Origin of the sequence: Pseudomonas sp. NMI760_13 (assembly GCF_021283245.1) — a bacterium.
Classification (GTDB): Bacteria; Pseudomonadota; Gammaproteobacteria; order Pseudomonadales; family Pseudomonadaceae; genus Aquipseudomonas; species Aquipseudomonas peradeniyensis.
Genome location: NZ_JAJSRC010000006.1, coordinates 240,663 through 256,849 on the forward strand (window position 1 = coordinate 240,663; position 16,187 = coordinate 256,849).

Genomic DNA, 16,187 nt, shown 5'->3' on the forward strand with positions numbered 1-16,187 from the left:
CCGACCCGGCGCAACCGGAATGGCTTTTAGCCGCTCTGGCATGCGCCTTTTCGGCCGGTGCCCGTGACCACTACAACAAAGGGTAATGACATGAAGAAGGCAAAACTGAGCCTCGCCTGGCAGATCGTGATTGGTCTGTTGCTGGGCGTTGCAGTCGGCGCGCTACTGAATCATTTCAGTGCAGAAAAGGCATGGTGGATCAGCAACGTCCTCCAGCCGGCCGGCGACATCTTCATTCGCCTGATCAAGATGATCGTCGTCCCGATCGTGATTTCGTCGCTGATCGTGGGCATCGCCGGGGTTGGCGACGCGAAGAAACTGGGCAGCATCGGCCTGAAGACCATCATCTACTTCGAGGTGGTGACCACCATCGCCATCGTCGTCGGCCTGGTCCTGGCCAACGTGTTCCACCCGGGCGCCGGCATCGACATGAGCACCCTGGGCACCGTCGACATCTCCAAGTACCAGGCCACCGCGGCCGAGGTGCAGCATGAGCACGCGTTCATCGAGACCCTGCTCAACCTGATCCCGTCGAACATCTTCGCGGCGCTGATGCGTGGCGAGATGCTGCCGATCATCTTCTTCTCGGTGATGTTCGGCATGGGCCTGTCGAGCCTCAACGCCGACCTGCGCGAGCCGCTGGTGCGTACCTTCCAGGGCGTGTCGGAGACCATGTTCAAGGTCACCCACATGATCATGAACTACGCCCCGATCGGCGTGTTCGCCCTGATCGCAGCCACCGTCGCCAACTTCGGCTTTGCCTCCCTGCTGCCACTGGCCAAGCTGGTGCTGCTGGTGTACTTCGCCATCGCCTTCTTCGCCTTCATGGTGCTGGGCCTGGTGGCGCGCGTGTTCGGCTTCTCGATCATCAAGATCATGCGCATCATGAAGGACGAGCTGATCCTCGCCTACTCCACCTCCAGCTCCGAGACCGTGCTGCCGCGCGTGATCGAGAAGATGGAGAAGTACGGCGCGCCGAAGTCGATCTGCTCGTTCGTGGTACCGACCGGCTACTCGTTCAACCTCGACGGCTCGACCCTGTACCAGAGCATTGCGGCGATCTTCATCGCCCAGCTGTACGGCATCGACCTGTCCTGGAGCCAGCAGCTGCTGCTGGTGCTGACCCTGATGGTCACCTCCAAGGGTATCGCCGGCGTGCCGGGCGTGTCCTTCGTGGTACTGCTGGCCACCCTGGGCAGCGTGGGTATTCCGCTGGAAGGCCTGGCCTTCATCGCCGGTGTCGACCGCATCATGGACATGGCCCGTACCGCGCTGAACGTGGTGGGCAACGCCCTGGCCGCGGTGGTCATCGCCAAGTGGCAGGGCATGTACGACGCCGAGAAAGGCGCGGCGTACTACCAGTCGCTGGTGCTGGAAAAAGGCAAGAAAGAGGCTGTGGTGGCGGGCAAGACCGTCAACCAGTAAGCCACTGAGCTGAGCGAAGAGCCCCGACTTGTCGGGGCTTTTTGCATTCTTTTGTGGCGCATCGGGTCCTGTGGGAGCGGGTTTACCCGCGAAGCAGACAACTCGGTGGCTGGCACCGGCTTTGCCGGTGTTCGCGGGTAAACCCGCTCCCACAGAGGGCGCGGCGATTGCGCTATCATTCGGGCATTTTTCACGGGGGAACACACGGATGCTCAACGGCCTCTGGCTCGGTTTTTTCCTGGTGGCGGCCATCTCCGCCCTGGCCCAATGGCTGGTGGGCGGCAACGCTGGCATCTTCGCCGCGATGGTCGAGAGCATCTTTGCCATGGCCAAGCTGTCGGTGGAGGTCATGGTCCTGCTGTTCGGCACCCTGACCCTGTGGCTGGGCTTCCTCAAGATCGCCGAGAAGGCCGGCATCGTCGAATGGCTGGCCAAGGTCCTCGGCCCGCTGTTCGCCCGGTTGATGCCGGAAGTGCCGCCCGGCCACCCTGCCCTGGGCCTGATCACCATGAACTTCGCCGCCAACGGCCTGGGCCTGGACAACGCCGCCACGCCCATCGGCCTGAAGGCCATGCGTTCGCTGCAGGAGCTCAATCCCAGCAGCACCACGGCAAGCAATGCGCAGATCCTGTTCCTGGTGCTCAACGCCTCGTCGCTGACCCTGCTGCCGGTGACCATCTTCATGTACCGCGCCCAGCAAGGCGCGCCCGATCCGACCATGGTGTTCCTGCCGATCCTGCTGGCTACCAGCTGCTCGACCCTGGTCGGCCTGCTGTCGGTGGCGGTGATGCAGCGCCTGCGCCTGTGGGACCCGGTTGTGCTCGCCTACCTGATTCCCGGCGCCCTGTTGCTGGGTGGTTTCATGGCCTTCCTCGGCACGCTGTCGGCAGCCGCGTTGGCCAGCCTGTCGTCGATCCTCGGCAACCTGACGTTGTTCGGTGTGATCATGCTGTTCCTGGTGATCGGCGCATTAAGGCGGGTTCAGGTGTACGAGGCCTTTGTCGAGGGCGCCAAGGAGGGCTTCGACGTGGCCAAGAGCCTGTTGCCCTACCTGGTGGCGATGCTGGTGGCGGTCGGCGTGCTGCGTGCCTCGGGCGCCCTGGAGCTGGCCCTGGACGGCATCCGTCACGCGGTGACCTGGATGGGCCTGGACACCCGCTTCGTCGAGGGCCTGCCCACCGCGCTGGTCAAGCCGTTCTCCGGCAGCGCGGCGCGGGCCATGCTGATCGAGACCATGCAGACCCAGGGCGTGGACAGCTTCCCGGCGCTGGTGGCGGCGACCGTCCAGGGCAGCACCGAGACCACCTTCTACGTGCTGGCGGTGTACTTCGGCGCGGTCGGCATCCAGCGCGTGCGCCACGCCGTCGGCTGCGCCCTGCTGGCCGAGCTGGCCGGGGTGATCGCGGCGATCTTCGTCTGCTACTGGTTCTTCGCCTGAGCCTGGCTGACGGTCCAGTCGATCACCTGGCGCGCCAGTTGGTCGCTGGCCGCGCCGAAGCCGGCGACCACCGCTGGCACCTGCTGTTCACCCAGCGCCTGGCGCACCTCGAAGCGTTTACTCGCGAGGATGCGCTGGCTGCGGCCCTGCACCAGCCGCGCGTCGTAGCGGATCACCACCTCCACCGCACCGCCCGGGCGGTATTCGCTCTGGAAGGCCTGTAGCTCGCCGCCCAGCTCGTAGTCGGCCTGCAGGTTGCTGTCATCGGCGCTCAGGCGCTGCACCCGGCCATCGCGCTGGAAACCGTCGAGCAGGCGGTTGCGCACCAGCATCGGTGTCGGGTCGCTCCAGCGTGCGCCCTTGTAGCTGCTGATCACATCGCCCTGGGGGATCACCGCGATACGCGGCCCGGCCAGGGCTTCGCTGGCCAGCGGTTTGTTCAGGCGCAGCGACCAATCCAGCGGCGCTGCGGCGCGGGCCGACTGGTTCACCGGCAGGCGATAGATATCCACAGGCTCGCTCTGTGGCAGGATCGAGCAGGCCGATACCAGGCTCAGCGTGGCGGCGGCGAAGGCCAGGCGCAGCGACGGGATCATGGCTGGAACTCCTTGTTGTTGTCGCGGCCCAGCAGGTAGCCGCTGGGGTCGGCTTCCAGGCGCCGGGAGATGCCCTTGAGCGAATTGAGGGTCTCACGCAGTTCGCGGATCGCCGGGGCGATCTGGTTCAGGCCCTGGGCACCGTCGTCCAGGGACTGGCGGTTGTCCTGCAGCAGGCTGTTGATGGTGGCGGTGCTTTCGGCCAGCGACTGCATGGCCTGCTCGGCGTTGCCGATGGCCTGCTTGCCCTGGGTGCCGAGCAGGCCGTTGGCGTTGCGCATCAGCGCCTGGGTCTCGGCCAGGGTGGCGTTGGCCTGCTTGCCGACCTGGGCCAGTTGCTCGATGGCGTCGGCGATGCCGCCCTTCTGGCTGGCGAAGGCGCCGGTGGTCTGCTCGAGATTGGCCAGGGTGTTGCTCAGGCGTTCGATGTTGCTTTCGGAGAACATCAGGTTGGCGTTGTGCAGCAGCAGGTTGATGTTGGTCACCAGGTCGCTGCTGTCGTTGAGCAGGCGCGAGATCGGCGAGGGCGAGGCGACGATCACCGGCAGCTTGCCGTCCCTGCCCTTGAGTTCGGGGCTCTGCGGGGTGCCGCCGCTGAGCTGGATGAATGAGTTGCCGGTCACCCCGGCCAGGGTCAGCTTGGCCTGGGTGTCCTCCTTGACCGGCGTATCGCCGCTCAGGCGTACTCGGGCCAGCACCCGGCGCGGGTCCTTCGGGTCCAGGCGCAGGCTGCTGACGTCGCCGACCTTGATGCCGTTGTATTGCACCGGGCTGCCGCGGGACAGGCCGGAGACCGCCTCGTTGAACACCACTTCGTAGTCCTTGAAGGCGTCGTCGACGCTGGACTTGGTCAGCCACAGGCCGAACAGCATGGCGCCGGCCACCACCAGCACGGTGACCAGGCCGATCAGGACATGATGAGCTCGGGTTTCCATCGTTCAGCGCTCCTGGCGGGCGCGCAGGGCGGCGTCTTCGGCCGCCCGGCCACGCGGGCCGTGAAAGTATTCGTGAATCCAGGGGTCGTTGGTCTGCTCGACCTCGGCCAGGGGCCCTGCCACCAGCACCTTCTTCTGCGACAGCACCGCCACCCGGTCGGTGATGGTGTAGAGGGTGTCCAGGTCGTGGGTAATGAGGAACACCGACAGCCCCAGGGCGTCGCGCAAGGTGAGGATCAACTGGTCGAAGGCGGCGGCGCCGATCGGGTCGAGGCCGGCGGTGGGCTCGTCAAGGAACAGGATATCCGGGTCCAGGGCCAGGGCGCGGGCCAGGGCGGCGCGCTTGATCATGCCGCCGGACAGCGATGCCGGGTACTTGTCGGCGGCGCTGATCGGCAGCCCGGCCAGGGCCAGCTTGACCCCGGCCAGGTGCTCGGCGTCGGCCCGCGACAGCCCGGCATGCTCGATCAGCGGCAGGGCGACGTTCTCGGTGACGGTCAGCGAGGAGAACAGCGCGCCCTTCTGGAACAGCACGCCGAAGCGGCGTTCGACCAACGAACGCTGGCTTTCGTCGAGGGTGGCCAGGTCCTGGCCGAACACCTTGACCGTGCCTTCGTTGGGCCGGCGCAGGCCGACGATGCTGCGCAACAGCACCGACTTGCCGCTGCCCGAGCCACCGACCACGGCGAGGATCTCGCCGCGGTACAGGTCCAGGTCGAGGTTCTCGTGCACGCTCTGGCTGCCGAAGCGGTTGCACAGGCCCCGGGCTTCGATCACGGCTTCAGTCACCAGCCCATCTCCATGAAGAAAAGCGCGGCCACCGCATCCAGCACGATCACCACGAAGATCGATTGCACCACGGCAGACGTGGTGTGGGCGCCCACCGACTCGGCGCTGCCGCTGACCTTGAAGCCTTCCAGGCAGCCGATGGCGGCGATCAGGAAGGCAAAGAACGGCGCCTTGGCCAGGCCGACCAGGAAGTGCTGCACGCCGATGTCGCTCTGCAGCAGCGAGAGGAACATGGCCGGTGAGATGTCCAGGGTCAGGGCGCAGACCACCGCGCCGCCGATCATGCCGCAGAGCATGGCGACGAAGGTCAGCAGCGGCAGCGCGATCAGCAGCGCCAGCACCCTTGGCACCACCAGCAGTTCGATGGGGTTCAGGCCCAGGGTGCGGATGGCGTCGATCTCTTCGTTGGCCTTCATCGAGCCGATCTGCGCGGTGAACGCGCTGGCGGTGCGACCGGCCATGAGGATGGCGGTGAGCAGCACGGCGAATTCCCGCAGGAAGGAGAACGCCACCAGGTCGACGGTGAAGATGGTCGCGCCGAAGTCGGCCAGCACCGTGGCGCCGAGGAAGGCCACCACCGCGCCCACCAGGAAGGTCAGCAAGGCGACGATCGGCGCGGCGTCCAGGCCGGTCTGCTCGAGGTGCGCGACCACCGGCGTGACACGCCAGCGGTGCGGCTGGAACAGGCGCAGGAACAGGGTCTGCAAGATCAGGCCGATAAAGCCCAGCACCTGGTTGGTGTCCTGCCACAGCTGGTCGACGGCGCGGCCGATGCGCGCCAGCAGCAGGAGCAGCACCGGTTGCTCAGGCTCCTTGACCGGGATGCAGTAGTCCTGCACCGAGCAGTAGACGTTCTTCAGCAGCGCGCGGCTGGCGTCGGGGAGTTCGTCGGTGCAGCGCGACAGGCGCTCGGAGCCCAGCAGCTCGGCCAGCAGCGAGGCGCCGGCGGTGTCCAGGCGGCCCAGCTGGCTGAGGTCGACCTGGGTGTCATCGCCGTACTGGCTGCCCAGGCTCTCGCACTCGCGCTTGAGGCTGGCGTAGTGGGCCAGGGTCCAGTCGCCGACGATGCGCAGGTGCGAGGGCTGCTCGGTAGTGTCCAGGGTAGCGCTCGGGACGGTCATAGGCTCCATGCGTCTGACTGAGGGCATAGAGGCTGATCATAGCGCAGCGGGCCGCTCCTACAGGGTTTTTTCAGCGGGCGGTGTCGTCCACAACCTTGAACCGCAACACCCCGATCACCTGCCCGTCCTCGGTCAGCACCCTCACCTGCCACTTGCCCACCGGATTGGCCGGGAAGTTCTGCTTGTGGGTCCAGGCCCGGTAGCCTTCCTTGCGCCCACCGTGAATATCCAGGGCGATGCGGTCGACCTCTTTGCCGTCCAGCTGCCACACATGGTAGATGCGTTCGTTCAGGCCACGGGGCGCGTTGATGGCGGTATAGGCGTACAGTCCGCCACTGCGGATGCGACTGGCAGCCACTTCGTCCAGCGAGGCGCCCGGCTGGCGGTTGAGCACTTCTGTGCTGATCGCCACATCGGTCATCCACAGCGTGGCCGGTGGCACCCAGGAACGCAGCAGCCAGCCGCCGCCGCCGACCGCCAGGGTCACCAGCACCAGGGCCACGCCGCGGCGCCAGTTGTTGATCGGGAAACTGCTGGCCAGGCTCGGGAACGACAGCACCATGGCGGCGATCAGCGCCAGCTTGAAGCTCTGCGCGGTGGTCAGGTGGAGGATGATCGGCAGCGCCGTGAGCATCGCGGCGAACAGTGTCAGGGTGTGCAGCGCCAGGAACAGCCAGCGCCGCGGCGCCAGCCATTTGTGGTACAGCGGGTCGACGATCGAGATCAGCCCGGCGGCGCCGAGCAGGCCGGTGAAGATCAGCTGGCCGCTGTTCCAGGTGGTGGTGATGAAGAAGAACGGCAGGACGAAGAACAGGCTTTCCTGGTGGATCATCTGCGTCGCGAAGCGCAGCAGCGGCTGCGGGATCTCGCGCTTGAAGGTGCGGGCGAACAGCTCGGTGAGGGTGTTCTCCAGCATCAGCCAGATCCAGCTGACCAGCATGACGATGGCGATCCAGCTGGCCAGCCCGGCCTGGCGGTCGACCAGGATGAAGCTGCCGATCCCGGAGAGGAAACCGTAGAGCGCGATGATGCCAGGATAGCGTTTGAGCAGCTCGATGATGCGCAGGATGAAGCTGGGGATCGGGGGCATGGGTTTACAACAGGAAAAGGCGTGTTCGAGGCGTCGTGGGAGCGGGCTTGCCCCGCGATGAGATCATCGCGGGGCAAGCCCGCTCCCACGCAGACGCTGTTGGCCGACAGGATACCGCCGAATCACGGCTCCCGTGTAGCACCACTCGGGCGATTGGCCACCACGCGGCGCCGGCGGATCAGCCCCGCGGCCAGGATCAGCCCCAGCACCAGCGCCGCCAGACCATACAGTTCGTCATACCCCAGCAACGGCTTCTCGATGCGCAGGTACCCCGGCTCCTTGAGCAGTTCGCGCAGCGCCGCGTCGGCCTGCTTGAGGCTGACCTGGCGCAGTTGCCGCACCGGATCGGTGAAACGCCCGTCCTCGTAGGCGTTGAGCGCCCCCCAGTAATAGTCGGCGAGCGCCGCGTTGCCCTGGGTGGTCCAGCTTTCCCGGGCAATCGCCGCTTCCTTGATCCGGGTGAAGGTGTCCGGGTCCAGGCCGTGCTTGCGCAAGTGGTCGAACAGCTCCCCGAGCACCTTCAGCGCCTCGTCGAGGTCCTGGCGCTCGAGGTCGGCATTGAGGCTGAGCATCCCGCTGTCGCCGAAGCTCTCGCGTTGCACCGACGGGCCATAGGACAGGCCGTGACGCAGGCGCAGCTGGTCGTACAGCGCCCAGTCGAGGTAGCGCGAGAGCAGCTCGAGGGTCTGGTCGTGGCCCTCCTCCAGCGTTGGCTCGATGAACAGCCAGTGCAGCTTGACGTTGTCGCCCAACCAGCCGCGGGTCAGGTCGCGGCGCTGCTCGGCCTGCTGGCTGATACTTTCCAGGTTGCGGCGCTCCTCGGGCTCGGTGGCCGGCAATTCGCCGAAGGTGCGTTCCAGGTAGGCCGGCAGCAGGCGGTCGAGGCCGCCGACGACGATCAGCGACATGTTGTTGGCCGCGTACCAGTGTTCGCGCAGTTGCCGGACCTGCTCCAGGGTCATGTCGTCGAGGTTGGAGCGCTCGGGGCACTTCAGGCCCAGCTCGGTGGCCAGCTGGTCGCTGGCCGGGTGGCCGATGTCCTGGCGGTCGAGCCAGCGCTGCAGACGGCCGTAGTGGCCGCCGTCCTCGCGTTCGATGATCTTCTTCGCGGTGGCCAGCGCCTTTTCGTCGATGCGGGTGTCGCGCAGGATTGCCAGCAGCAGGTCGAGCACTTTGCGCTGGTTGCGCGCCGGGGCCTCGATGACGAAGGTGGTGTCGGCGCTGCTGGTGAAGGCGTTCCACTCCCCGCCCAGGGCCTGCATGCGCTCCTCCAGGCCGCCCTCGCCCGTCTCGTCGATACCGCTGAACAGCAGGTGCTCGAGCAGGTGCGGCAGCTCGCGCTGGTCGCAGTCGAAGTCGTCCAGGCCCACGCCGACCACCAGGCGGATCGACACATGGTCGCGCTCGTAGCCGGACTTGAGGATCACTTGCAGGCCGTTGGGCAGCAGGTAACCCTCGACCCGTGAGCGATCGAGGGCGAGCGTGGGCAGGCTGAGGGTCAGCAGGCAGGCGAACAACAGGCAACGCATAGGCGAGCTTCGGTCTCCGGGGTGTCTGGGCTCAAGGCTGGCGGGCTTCGTCCGGCACGCTGTCGAGCATCAGCCCGCCGGTGTCGGTGCCGCCCAGTACCACATAGGCACTGCTGCAGAACAAAGAGTTCAAACGCTTCATGTCGGCAATCAGCTCCAAGTGTAGCGAACTGGTCTCGATACTCTGCACCACTTTACGTTGCAGGCGGCTGACATGGGCGTGGGCCAGGCGCCTTTCCTGGGCGCGGAAGCGGCGTTTCTCGCGCAGCAACTGGTGCGCGCTCTGCGGGTCGGCGCTGAGGAACACCGTCAGGCCCAGGCGCAGGTTGGCCAGCAGCTGCTCCTGCAGGCCGGTCAGTTCCTCCAGGCCGACCTGGGAAAACTCCCGGCGCTGCGAGGTCTTCTGCTGCTGGACCTTGCGCAGCATGCGCTCGATCAGGTCGCTGGCCAGCTTGAGGTTGATCGCCAGCTCGATGATTTCCGCCCAGCGCCGATTGTCCTGCTCGCCAAGATCCTCGCGGGGCATCTGCGCCAGGTACAGCTTGATGGCGTTGTACAGGGCCTCGGCGTCCTCGCCCAGGGCCCGCACCTGCTGCGGCATCGCGGTCTGGGTGCCGCGCAGGGCGCCGAGCATGGCCTCGAGCAGGCTGTCGACGATATCGCCCAGGCGCAGGGTTTCGCGCACGGCGTTGGCCAGTGCCAGGCTGGGGGTGTTCAGCGCGGTCGGGTCCAGGTGGCGCGGCTGGTGATGGCCGTTGCCGTTGTCACGTTCGGGCAACAGGTAGCTGCACACACGGCCCATGGGTTTGACCGTCGGCAGCATCAGCAGGCAGCGCAAGGTGTTGTAGAGCAGGTGGAAGCCGATCACCAGCTCTTGCGGGCTGAAGCTCAGGCTGTCCATCCACTCCACCAGAGGGTGCAGCACCGGGATGATCAGCAGCAGGCCGACGATCTTGTACAGCAGGCTGCCCAGCGCCCCCCGGCGTCCGGCGCTGTTCTGCAGGCTGGTGGTGAGGAAGGCGAGCAGGCCGCTGCCGATGTTGGCGCCGATCACCAGGCCGATGGCGACCGGCAGGCTGATCACCTCGGCGCCGGCCAGGGTGGCGGTGAGCAGCACGGCGGCCAGGCTGGAGTAGGAAATCATGGCGAACAGCGCGCCGATCAGGGCGTCGAGCAGGATGTCGCCGGTCAGCGAGGCGAACAGCACCTTGACCCCCTGGGCGTGGGTGATCGGCGCGGCGGCGTGGACGATCAACTGCAGCGCCAGGATGATCAGGCCCAGGCCGATGCCCACCCGGCCCAGTTGGCCGGCGCGGGTCTGCTTGCGCGAGAGGAAGAAGATCACCCCGAGGAAGATCAGCAGCGGCGACAGCCAGGACAGGTCGAAGGTCAGCACCCGCGCCATCAGCGCAGTGCCCACGTCGGCACCGAGCATGATCGCCAGGGCCGGGGTCATGGCCATCAGGCCCTGGCCGACGAACGAGGTGACCAGCATGGCGGTGGCGTTGCTGCTCTGCACCATGGCGGTGACCAGGATCCCGGCGATGAACGCCAGCGGGCGCTTGTTCATGTTCTGGCCGAGCACCCGACGCAGGTTCGAGCCGTACACCCGCAGGATGCCGGTACGCACGATATGGGTGCCCCACACCAGCAGCGCCACGGCGGAGAGCAGGTTGAGCAGGGTCAGCATGGTCGGGCCCCCTTTTCTTCTATGCCCCTGGGCGGGGCCAATGGGTGCGGCGGTGAGCCTGGCCCGGGGGTGGGCTGGTTTTTTCAGTGCTCACTGAAGCTTTAGTTGTTTTGCCTGGCTGGCGCCAGCTTGGCATGGCTGAAATATATTTGAAACACGAGTGGCCTGTAGGAGCGGCCTTGTGTCGCGAAAGGGGCGCGCAGCGGCCCCAGGATCTTGGCATCATGCAAGATTGTCGGGACCGCTCTGCGGTCCTTTCGCGACACAAGGCCGCTCCTACAGGGGGCGTGGATGCGAAAAAGGGCCCCGAAGGGCCCTTTGTCTTTCTGCGCTTCCAGGTCTTACTGACCCGGAATGTCCTTGCGCAGTTTCACCGGATCGTGCTCCTTGCCCTTCTTGCGCGCCAGCGCCGTGCGCATGCGGATGTTGATCGCTTCAACCGCCAGCGAGAAGGCCATGGCGAAGTAGACATAGCCCTTCGGCACGTGAACATCGAAAGATTCGGCGATCAGCACGGTACCGACGACGATCAGGAACGAAAGCGCGAGCATCTTCAGCGATGGGTGCTTGTCGATGAAGTCGCTGATAGTGCCGGCGCAGAGCATCATCACCAGCACCGCGACGATGATCGCGGCGATCATCACCGGCACGTGGGAGACCATGCCCACCGCAGTGATCACCGAGTCCAGGGAGAACACGATGTCGATGATGGCGATCTGGATGATGGTGTAGAAGAACTTGCCGCCCGCGCCTTTCGGCTCGTCCGCGCTCTCGTCCTCGCCTTCCAGGCCGTGGTAGATCTCCTGGGAGCTTTTCCACAGCAGGAACAGGCCGCCGAAGAACAGGATCAGGTCGCGCCCGGAGATGCCCTGGCCGAGCACATGGAACAGGTCGTCGGTCAGGCGCATGACCCAGGTGATCGACAGCAGCAGCATGATCCGCGTGACCATGGCCAGGGCCAGGCCGAAGATCCGCGTGCGCGGCTGCATGTGCTTGGGCATGCGGCTGACCAGGATCGAGATCATGATGATGTTGTCGATCCCGAGCACGATCTCAAGGGCCGTGAGGGTTAAAAAGGCAACCCAGATTTCCGGGCTGGTCAGCCATTCCATGTGTATTCCTTCGAGCAGTAAAGGCAAAGCGCCCAAATGGTGGGCGCTTTGCGGTTGGATGATGCGCTTGTGTTACAGACTGCTGAACAGCGGGAAAGTCCCCAGGGCCAGCGCGCCGAACATTATGCACAGGCACACCAGCACTGCCCACTTGAGGGTGAAGCGCTGGTGATCGCCGAACTCGATGCCGGCCAGGGCCACCAGCAGGTAGGTGGAGGGTACCAGCGGGCTGAGCAGGTGTACCGGCTGTCCGACGATCGACGCGCGGGCCATCTCAACCGGGGTGACGCCGTAGTGGCTGGCGAATTCCGACAGTACCGGCAGCACGCCGTAGTAGAAGGCGTCGTTGGACATGAAGAAGGTGAACGGCATGCTGACGATCGCGGTGATCACCGCCATGTACGGGCCGAACGCTTCCGGAATCACCGCCAGCAGGCTCTTGGACATCGCGTCGACCATGCCGGTGCCCGACAGGATGCCGGTGAAGATGCCTGCGGCGAAGATCAGCCCGCTCACGGCCAGCACGCTGGAGGCGTGGGCGGCGATACGGTCCTTCTGCTGCTGCAGGCACGGGTAGTTGACGATCATGGCGATACTGAAGGCGATCATGAACAGCACCGGCAGCGGCAGCAGGCCGGCAATCAGCGCGACCATCAGTGCCGCGGTCAGGGCGCCGTTGAACCAGATCAGTTTCGGCCGACGTGCTTCGGGGAACTGCGACACGCTGATCTCGCTGTGGTCGATGTCGTCAGTCGGCAGATGCAGCTCGCCCAGGCGGGCACGCTCGCGCTTGCCGTACCAGTAGGCGATGGCCAGGATCGCCGCCACGCCGAAGGCCATGGCCGGGATCATCGGCACGAATATGTCCGACGGGTCCACGTGCAGGGCGCTGGCGGCACGGGCGGTGGGGCCGCCCCACGGGGTCATGTTCATCACCCCGCCGGCGAGGATGATCAGGCCGGCCATGATTCGCGGGCTCATCCCCAGACGGCTGTACAGTGGCAGCATGGCGGCGCAGCAGATCATGTAGGTGGTGGCGCCGTCACCGTCGAGGGACACCACCAGGGCCAGCACCGCGGTGCCGACCGAGACTTTCAGCGGGTCGCCCTTGACCAGCTTGAGGATCTTGCGCACGGCCGGGTCGAACAGGCCGGAGTCGATCATCAGGGCGAAGTAGAGAATGGCGAACATCAGCATCACGCCGGTGGGCGCGAGCTTGCTGATGCCTTCGAGCATCATCGGGCCGATCTTGGCGGAAAAACCACCGAACAGGGCGAACAGGATCGGTACCAGGATCAGCGCGATCAAGGCCGACAGGCGCTTGGTCATGATCAGGTACATGAAGGTGATGACCATGGCGAAGCCGAGGAAGGTCAGCATGGCGGTACTCCAGGCGTGGCGCGGCGAAAGGAAGGACGATTCGGGCGGATCAGCGCGTCAGGCGCTGCGCGGGGAGCAGGCGGAGGGGTACTGCGAAAAGGCGGGCACAGGAAAACATCAGAATCACCATTGTTGTTGTTGATTGGGCCGGGCGCGGAAGTTTCCGGGTGCCCTGGCTGACCGGTCTGCTGCCGGTGGTGGCGCTATCCTATGTGGGCAAGCTTTCAGCCAGCTTTCGCCTGCAGTCAGGCGACGGGAGGTCGTTCGATGGTGGATGTCGTGGACGGCGGGTGTCATTGCGGGGCGTTGCGCTACCGGCTGCAGGCCGATCTGGCGATGTCGCCCATTGCCATTGCTCGATCTGCCGGCGAGTCAGCGGCGGCACGCTGGTGACCTGGGTCACCCTGCCCCTCGCGGGTTTCCAGTGGCTGGCGGGCTCGCCCCAGCGCTACATGGCGCCGCAGAGCTGCAGCCGGTATTTCTGTGGCAACTGTGGGGCGCATGTGGCGCTGGTGACCGCGCATAGCCCTGAAACGATCGATGTGACGGTGGCGACGCTGGATCATCCCGAGCGGGTGCCGGCCAATCGGCATATCTGGGTGGGGAGTCGGCTGCCGTGGTTGCAGGTGGATCAAGGGTTGCCGGAGGAGGACGAGGAAAGGCTCTAGGCCTTTATCGCGGGGCAAGCCCGCTCCCACGAAGAAACCATGAGCCATCGCCGGGAAGGCCCTCTCCCACAAAGGCCATCATGAATTGTCGTGGGAGCGGGCTTGCCCCGCGATGGCGGCTGACTTGCCATGCGCTAGGGCAGCTGCAACCCCCCAGCCGCCTTGTGCAACGCCCGCAGATGCTCGCCCACCTGCTTGATATTGGCCTCCACGGCCTTGATCTCCCTGCCCCGCTCCGGCCCCAGCAGCGCCCTCACCTGCTGGTCCAGGTCGGTGCTCAGGCGCAACAGCTGCGCCTGGCGCTCGCTGCTCACCTGTTCCAGTTGCTTGCGCTCCGCGGGCTGCGGCAGGCCGTAGCCCCCTGCCCCCAGCAACTCCGCCGGGCGACTTAAGAAGCCGCTGTTGGCCAGCATCGCCTGCAAGGTTTCGTTGGCCTTGTCGAAGCTGCCGTCCTTGAGCGCCCGGCCGTTCAGGTAACGCTGCTTGACCTCGTCCTGGGCCAGCAGCAGCTGGCGGCGCAGGCCGGCCTGCTCAAGCAGTAGCAAGGCCGCGCTGGTACGCAGGTCGGCGCGGTCGAACCATTGGCGGCGCTGCTCGGCGTCCAACGCCAGCCAGTCTTCCACGCTCGTCTGCTTGATCGGCAACTGCTTGCGCAGCACCTCGAACATCGCCTGGTAGCGGTCGCGATAAGAGTCGAAGCGATAACCCAGGCGCAGGGCCTCGCGGGGGTCGTCGAGCACGTGGGTATCGGCCAGTCCCCTACCCTTCAGCACCTCCAGCAAGCCGTTGGGCATGATGCTGTCGAGGTCGTTCAGGCGCGGGTTGCCGGTACCGCTGCGCAGCAGCTTGAGCGACTCCACCGCGCAGTTGTTGGACAGGAAGTAGTAGTTGCCGTCGTAGCTCCAGTGCATCTCGGCGGCCTGGCGCACCAGGTTCTCGATCTCGCCACGGCTGAGCTTGAGCGGCACCGAGGCCAGGCTGCGCAGCTCGGTCTTGGTGTATTCGTCGATCACCTGCCCCAGCGGTAGCACGAACAGCCGCGAGGGATAGGCGCCGGTCAGGCCGTCCCAGCTGGACAGCTGCACGTCGTTGACGAAGGCGCGGTACGACAGCACCAGGCTCTGGTCCAGGTCCAGGCGGCAGGCCGGCCCGCGCGGGCGGCCCGGGGCGCAGATCACCAGGCGCAGCATGCTGTGGCCCCAGCGGCTGACCCAGTTCTGGTTGGCCTCGGCCAGCAGGTAGTCCACCTCGTAGACCCGCTCCGGGTCGATCTCGCCCAATGGCTGGCGGGCGAAGTCGTTGCCAGCGTTGAGGAACGGCAGGCCCTTGGCGCAGGCATCCTGTTGCGGCGCCCAGCCGAAGTGGTCGCGCAGGTACTGGTTGAGCGCCGGGCGACGGCAGCCGTAGCTCGGGTCGAGGAGGAAGTACTCCATGTTGACCGCGATGAACTCCTTCGGGCTGCTCAGCTCGTAGGGATCCGGGCTGCGCACCAGCTGGCCGTTGTGCTGTTCGCGCTCGCCGCGCCGGCCGACGTACTGCGGCCAGCCGGCCAGGTCCAGCAGGCGCGGGTCGTCGCTCAGGGTAAAGCGGCGTTCGGCCTGGCCACGGCAGTCCTGCGGCAGCCCGACTTTGCCCAGGGCGCCCTGCTGGCGCTTGCAGCGGCTGATCAGCTGGCGCTCGGCGTCTGGCCACAGACGCGCGCGGTCATAGATATGGGTGAGTTCGTGGAGCACGGTGGCCAGCAGCTCTTCGCGGACCGTGCCGTGGGGACGGTTGGTCTTCTCGCGGGCGGCGCTGCCGTCGACCAGGCCCGGCAGCAGGCGCCGGTTGAGGTCCAGGCTGGCCACCGGGGAGGCCTGGCCGTAGGCGTCCTCGGGCATGCGCTCGGTCCAGCCGACCAGGATCTGCCGGTCCAGTTGTTGCTTGAAGCGCGGTGGCAGCTTGGCCATGGCTTCGTCGAGCAACGTCTGGGTCGCCTGCTGTTGCGCAGGGTCGAGGCCGTCGCGCTGCAGCACCAGCTGCAGGTCGGCCAGGGCGGGCGTGCCGAGCAGCGTCAGGGCGCAGCCCAGCAGCCAGGCACGCACGCGTTTCACAGGGCGAGGATGGCTTCGGCCAGCACCTGGTCGCTGGCGTCACGGGCCTCGGGAACACGGGCACGCAGGGTGTCGAAGGCGGCTTCGAGCTGGGCGCCGCGGATGTCGCCGTTGCTGGCGACGAAGCTGGCGGCGTCGTCGTGGGCTTCACGCACCACTTTCGAGTCGCGGATCGAGGTGGTGGTATCGGAGGTGAAATCGATCGAACGGCCGAAGGCGCGGACGATGATGTTGCTGGTGGCCACCAGGGTGTGGGCCTGGGCCAGGTCGGCGAGCAGCAGCATGCCGAGGGTGGCGGCGATCAGCGGTTTACGCATGGAG

General features: G+C 66.1%; 13 protein-coding genes and 1 pseudogene. 3 read left to right on the top strand and 11 right to left on the bottom strand.

Features of this window, described 5'->3' with window-relative positions:
* Positions 1-90: 90 nt before the first annotated feature.
* On the top strand, positions 91-1,425 hold the full coding sequence (gltP, locus tag LU671_RS09260) for a glutamate/aspartate:proton symporter GltP (RefSeq protein WP_050703212.1): 1,335 nt from the start codon (positions 91-93) through the stop codon (positions 1,423-1,425).
* Positions 1,426-1,633: 208 nt separating this feature from the next.
* Entirely contained in the window at positions 1,634-2,863 is a 1,230-nt protein-coding gene (locus tag LU671_RS09265; RefSeq protein WP_203649090.1) for a nucleoside recognition domain-containing protein, read from the top strand.
* On the opposite strand, the gene LU671_RS09270 is transcribed toward LU671_RS09265, so the two are convergent.
* The 9 genes from LU671_RS09270 to LU671_RS09310 all read right to left on the bottom strand — a co-directional run bounded on the left by LU671_RS09270 (position 2,845) and on the right by LU671_RS09310 (position 13,105).
* Positions 2,845-3,459 carry an ABC-type transport auxiliary lipoprotein family protein gene (locus LU671_RS09270; RefSeq protein WP_203649088.1) on the bottom strand — a complete coding sequence of 205 codons (615 nt, stop codon included), beginning with the start codon at positions 3,457-3,459 and terminating at the stop codon, positions 2,845-2,847. The two genes, LU671_RS09265 and LU671_RS09270, sit on opposite strands and share 19 nt — an antisense overlap.
* Positions 3,456-4,394 (bottom strand): MlaD family protein, encoded by a 939-nt coding sequence (locus LU671_RS09275; RefSeq protein WP_232855480.1) that lies wholly within the window; start codon positions 4,392-4,394, stop codon positions 3,456-3,458. The genes LU671_RS09270 and LU671_RS09275 overlap by 4 nt, the downstream gene beginning before the upstream one ends.
* 3 nt (positions 4,395-4,397) lie before the next feature.
* Positions 4,398-5,183, bottom strand: a complete 786-nt coding sequence (locus LU671_RS09280; RefSeq protein WP_232855481.1) for an ABC transporter ATP-binding protein — start codon at positions 5,181-5,183, stop codon at positions 4,398-4,400.
* On the bottom strand, positions 5,180-6,313 hold the full coding sequence (locus LU671_RS09285; protein WP_232855500.1) for an ABC transporter permease: 1,134 nt from the start codon (positions 6,311-6,313) through the stop codon (positions 5,180-5,182). Before LU671_RS09285 ends, LU671_RS09280 begins: the two co-directional genes overlap by 4 nt.
* A 61-nt stretch (positions 6,314-6,374) precedes the next feature.
* Positions 6,375-7,394 carry a DUF5924 family protein gene (locus LU671_RS09290; protein ID WP_110735988.1) on the bottom strand — a complete coding sequence of 340 codons (1,020 nt, stop codon included), beginning with the start codon at positions 7,392-7,394 and terminating at the stop codon, positions 6,375-6,377.
* 122 nt (positions 7,395-7,516) lie between these two features.
* On the bottom strand, positions 7,517-8,923 hold the full coding sequence (locus LU671_RS09295) for a M16 family metallopeptidase (protein ID WP_232855482.1): 1,407 nt from the start codon (positions 8,921-8,923) through the stop codon (positions 7,517-7,519).
* Between the two features lie 31 nt (positions 8,924-8,954).
* Positions 8,955-10,613 carry a Na/Pi cotransporter family protein gene (locus LU671_RS09300; protein ID WP_232855483.1) on the bottom strand — a complete coding sequence of 553 codons (1,659 nt, stop codon included), beginning with the start codon at positions 10,611-10,613 and terminating at the stop codon, positions 8,955-8,957.
* A gap of 341 nt (positions 10,614-10,954) precedes the next feature.
* Positions 10,955-11,725 (bottom strand): TerC family protein, encoded by a 771-nt coding sequence (locus tag LU671_RS09305; protein WP_186712185.1) that lies wholly within the window; start codon positions 11,723-11,725, stop codon positions 10,955-10,957.
* A gap of 72 nt (positions 11,726-11,797) precedes the next feature.
* A complete protein-coding gene (locus tag LU671_RS09310; RefSeq protein WP_203649083.1) occupies positions 11,798-13,105 on the bottom strand; it encodes a CitMHS family transporter in 1,308 nt (435 codons plus the stop codon).
* Between the two features lie 267 nt (positions 13,106-13,372).
* Here LU671_RS09310 and LU671_RS09315 point away from each other — a divergent pair.
* A pseudogene (locus tag LU671_RS09315) lies at positions 13,373-13,773 on the top strand (GFA family protein).
* Positions 13,774-13,907: 134 nt separating this feature from the next.
* Here the strand turns inward: LU671_RS09315 and LU671_RS09320 are convergent.
* Together LU671_RS09320 and LU671_RS09325 are read right to left on the bottom strand one after the other, a co-directional pair.
* Complete coding sequence (locus LU671_RS09320) at positions 13,908-15,866, bottom strand: DUF7844 domain-containing protein (protein WP_232855484.1); 1,959 nt, start codon at positions 15,864-15,866, stop codon at positions 13,908-13,910.
* Entirely contained in the window at positions 15,863-16,183 is a 321-nt protein-coding gene (locus tag LU671_RS09325; protein ID WP_011531558.1) for a DUF2388 domain-containing protein, read from the bottom strand. The genes LU671_RS09320 and LU671_RS09325 overlap by 4 nt, the downstream gene beginning before the upstream one ends.
* Positions 16,184-16,187 lie beyond the last annotated feature (4 nt).

Coding starts and splice junctions, on each gene's coding strand:
- gltP (WP_050703212.1), top strand. CDS start 91: ATGAAGAAGGCAAAACTGAGCCTCGCCTGGCAGATCGTGATTGGTCTG.
- LU671_RS09265 (WP_203649090.1), top strand. CDS start 1,634: ATGCTCAACGGCCTCTGGCTCGGTTTTTTCCTGGTGGCGGCCATCTCC.
- LU671_RS09270 (WP_203649088.1), bottom strand. CDS start 3,459: ATGATCCCGTCGCTGCGCCTGGCCTTCGCCGCCGCCACGCTGAGCCTG.
- LU671_RS09275 (WP_232855480.1), bottom strand. CDS start 4,394: ATGGAAACCCGAGCTCATCATGTCCTGATCGGCCTGGTCACCGTGCTG.
- LU671_RS09285 (WP_232855500.1), bottom strand. CDS start 6,313: ATGGAGCCTATGACCGTCCCGAGCGCTACCCTGGACACTACCGAGCAG.
- LU671_RS09290 (WP_110735988.1), bottom strand. CDS start 7,394: ATGCCCCCGATCCCCAGCTTCATCCTGCGCATCATCGAGCTGCTCAAA.
- LU671_RS09295 (WP_232855482.1), bottom strand. CDS start 8,923: ATGCGTTGCCTGTTGTTCGCCTGCCTGCTGACCCTCAGCCTGCCCACG.
- LU671_RS09300 (WP_232855483.1), bottom strand. CDS start 10,613: ATGCTGACCCTGCTCAACCTGCTCTCCGCCGTGGCGCTGCTGGTGTGG.
- LU671_RS09305 (WP_186712185.1), bottom strand. CDS start 11,725: ATGGAATGGCTGACCAGCCCGGAAATCTGGGTTGCCTTTTTAACCCTC.
- LU671_RS09310 (WP_203649083.1), bottom strand. CDS start 13,105: ATGCTGACCTTCCTCGGCTTCGCCATGGTCATCACCTTCATGTACCTG.
- LU671_RS09325 (WP_011531558.1), bottom strand. CDS start 16,183: ATGCGTAAACCGCTGATCGCCGCCACCCTCGGCATGCTGCTGCTCGCC.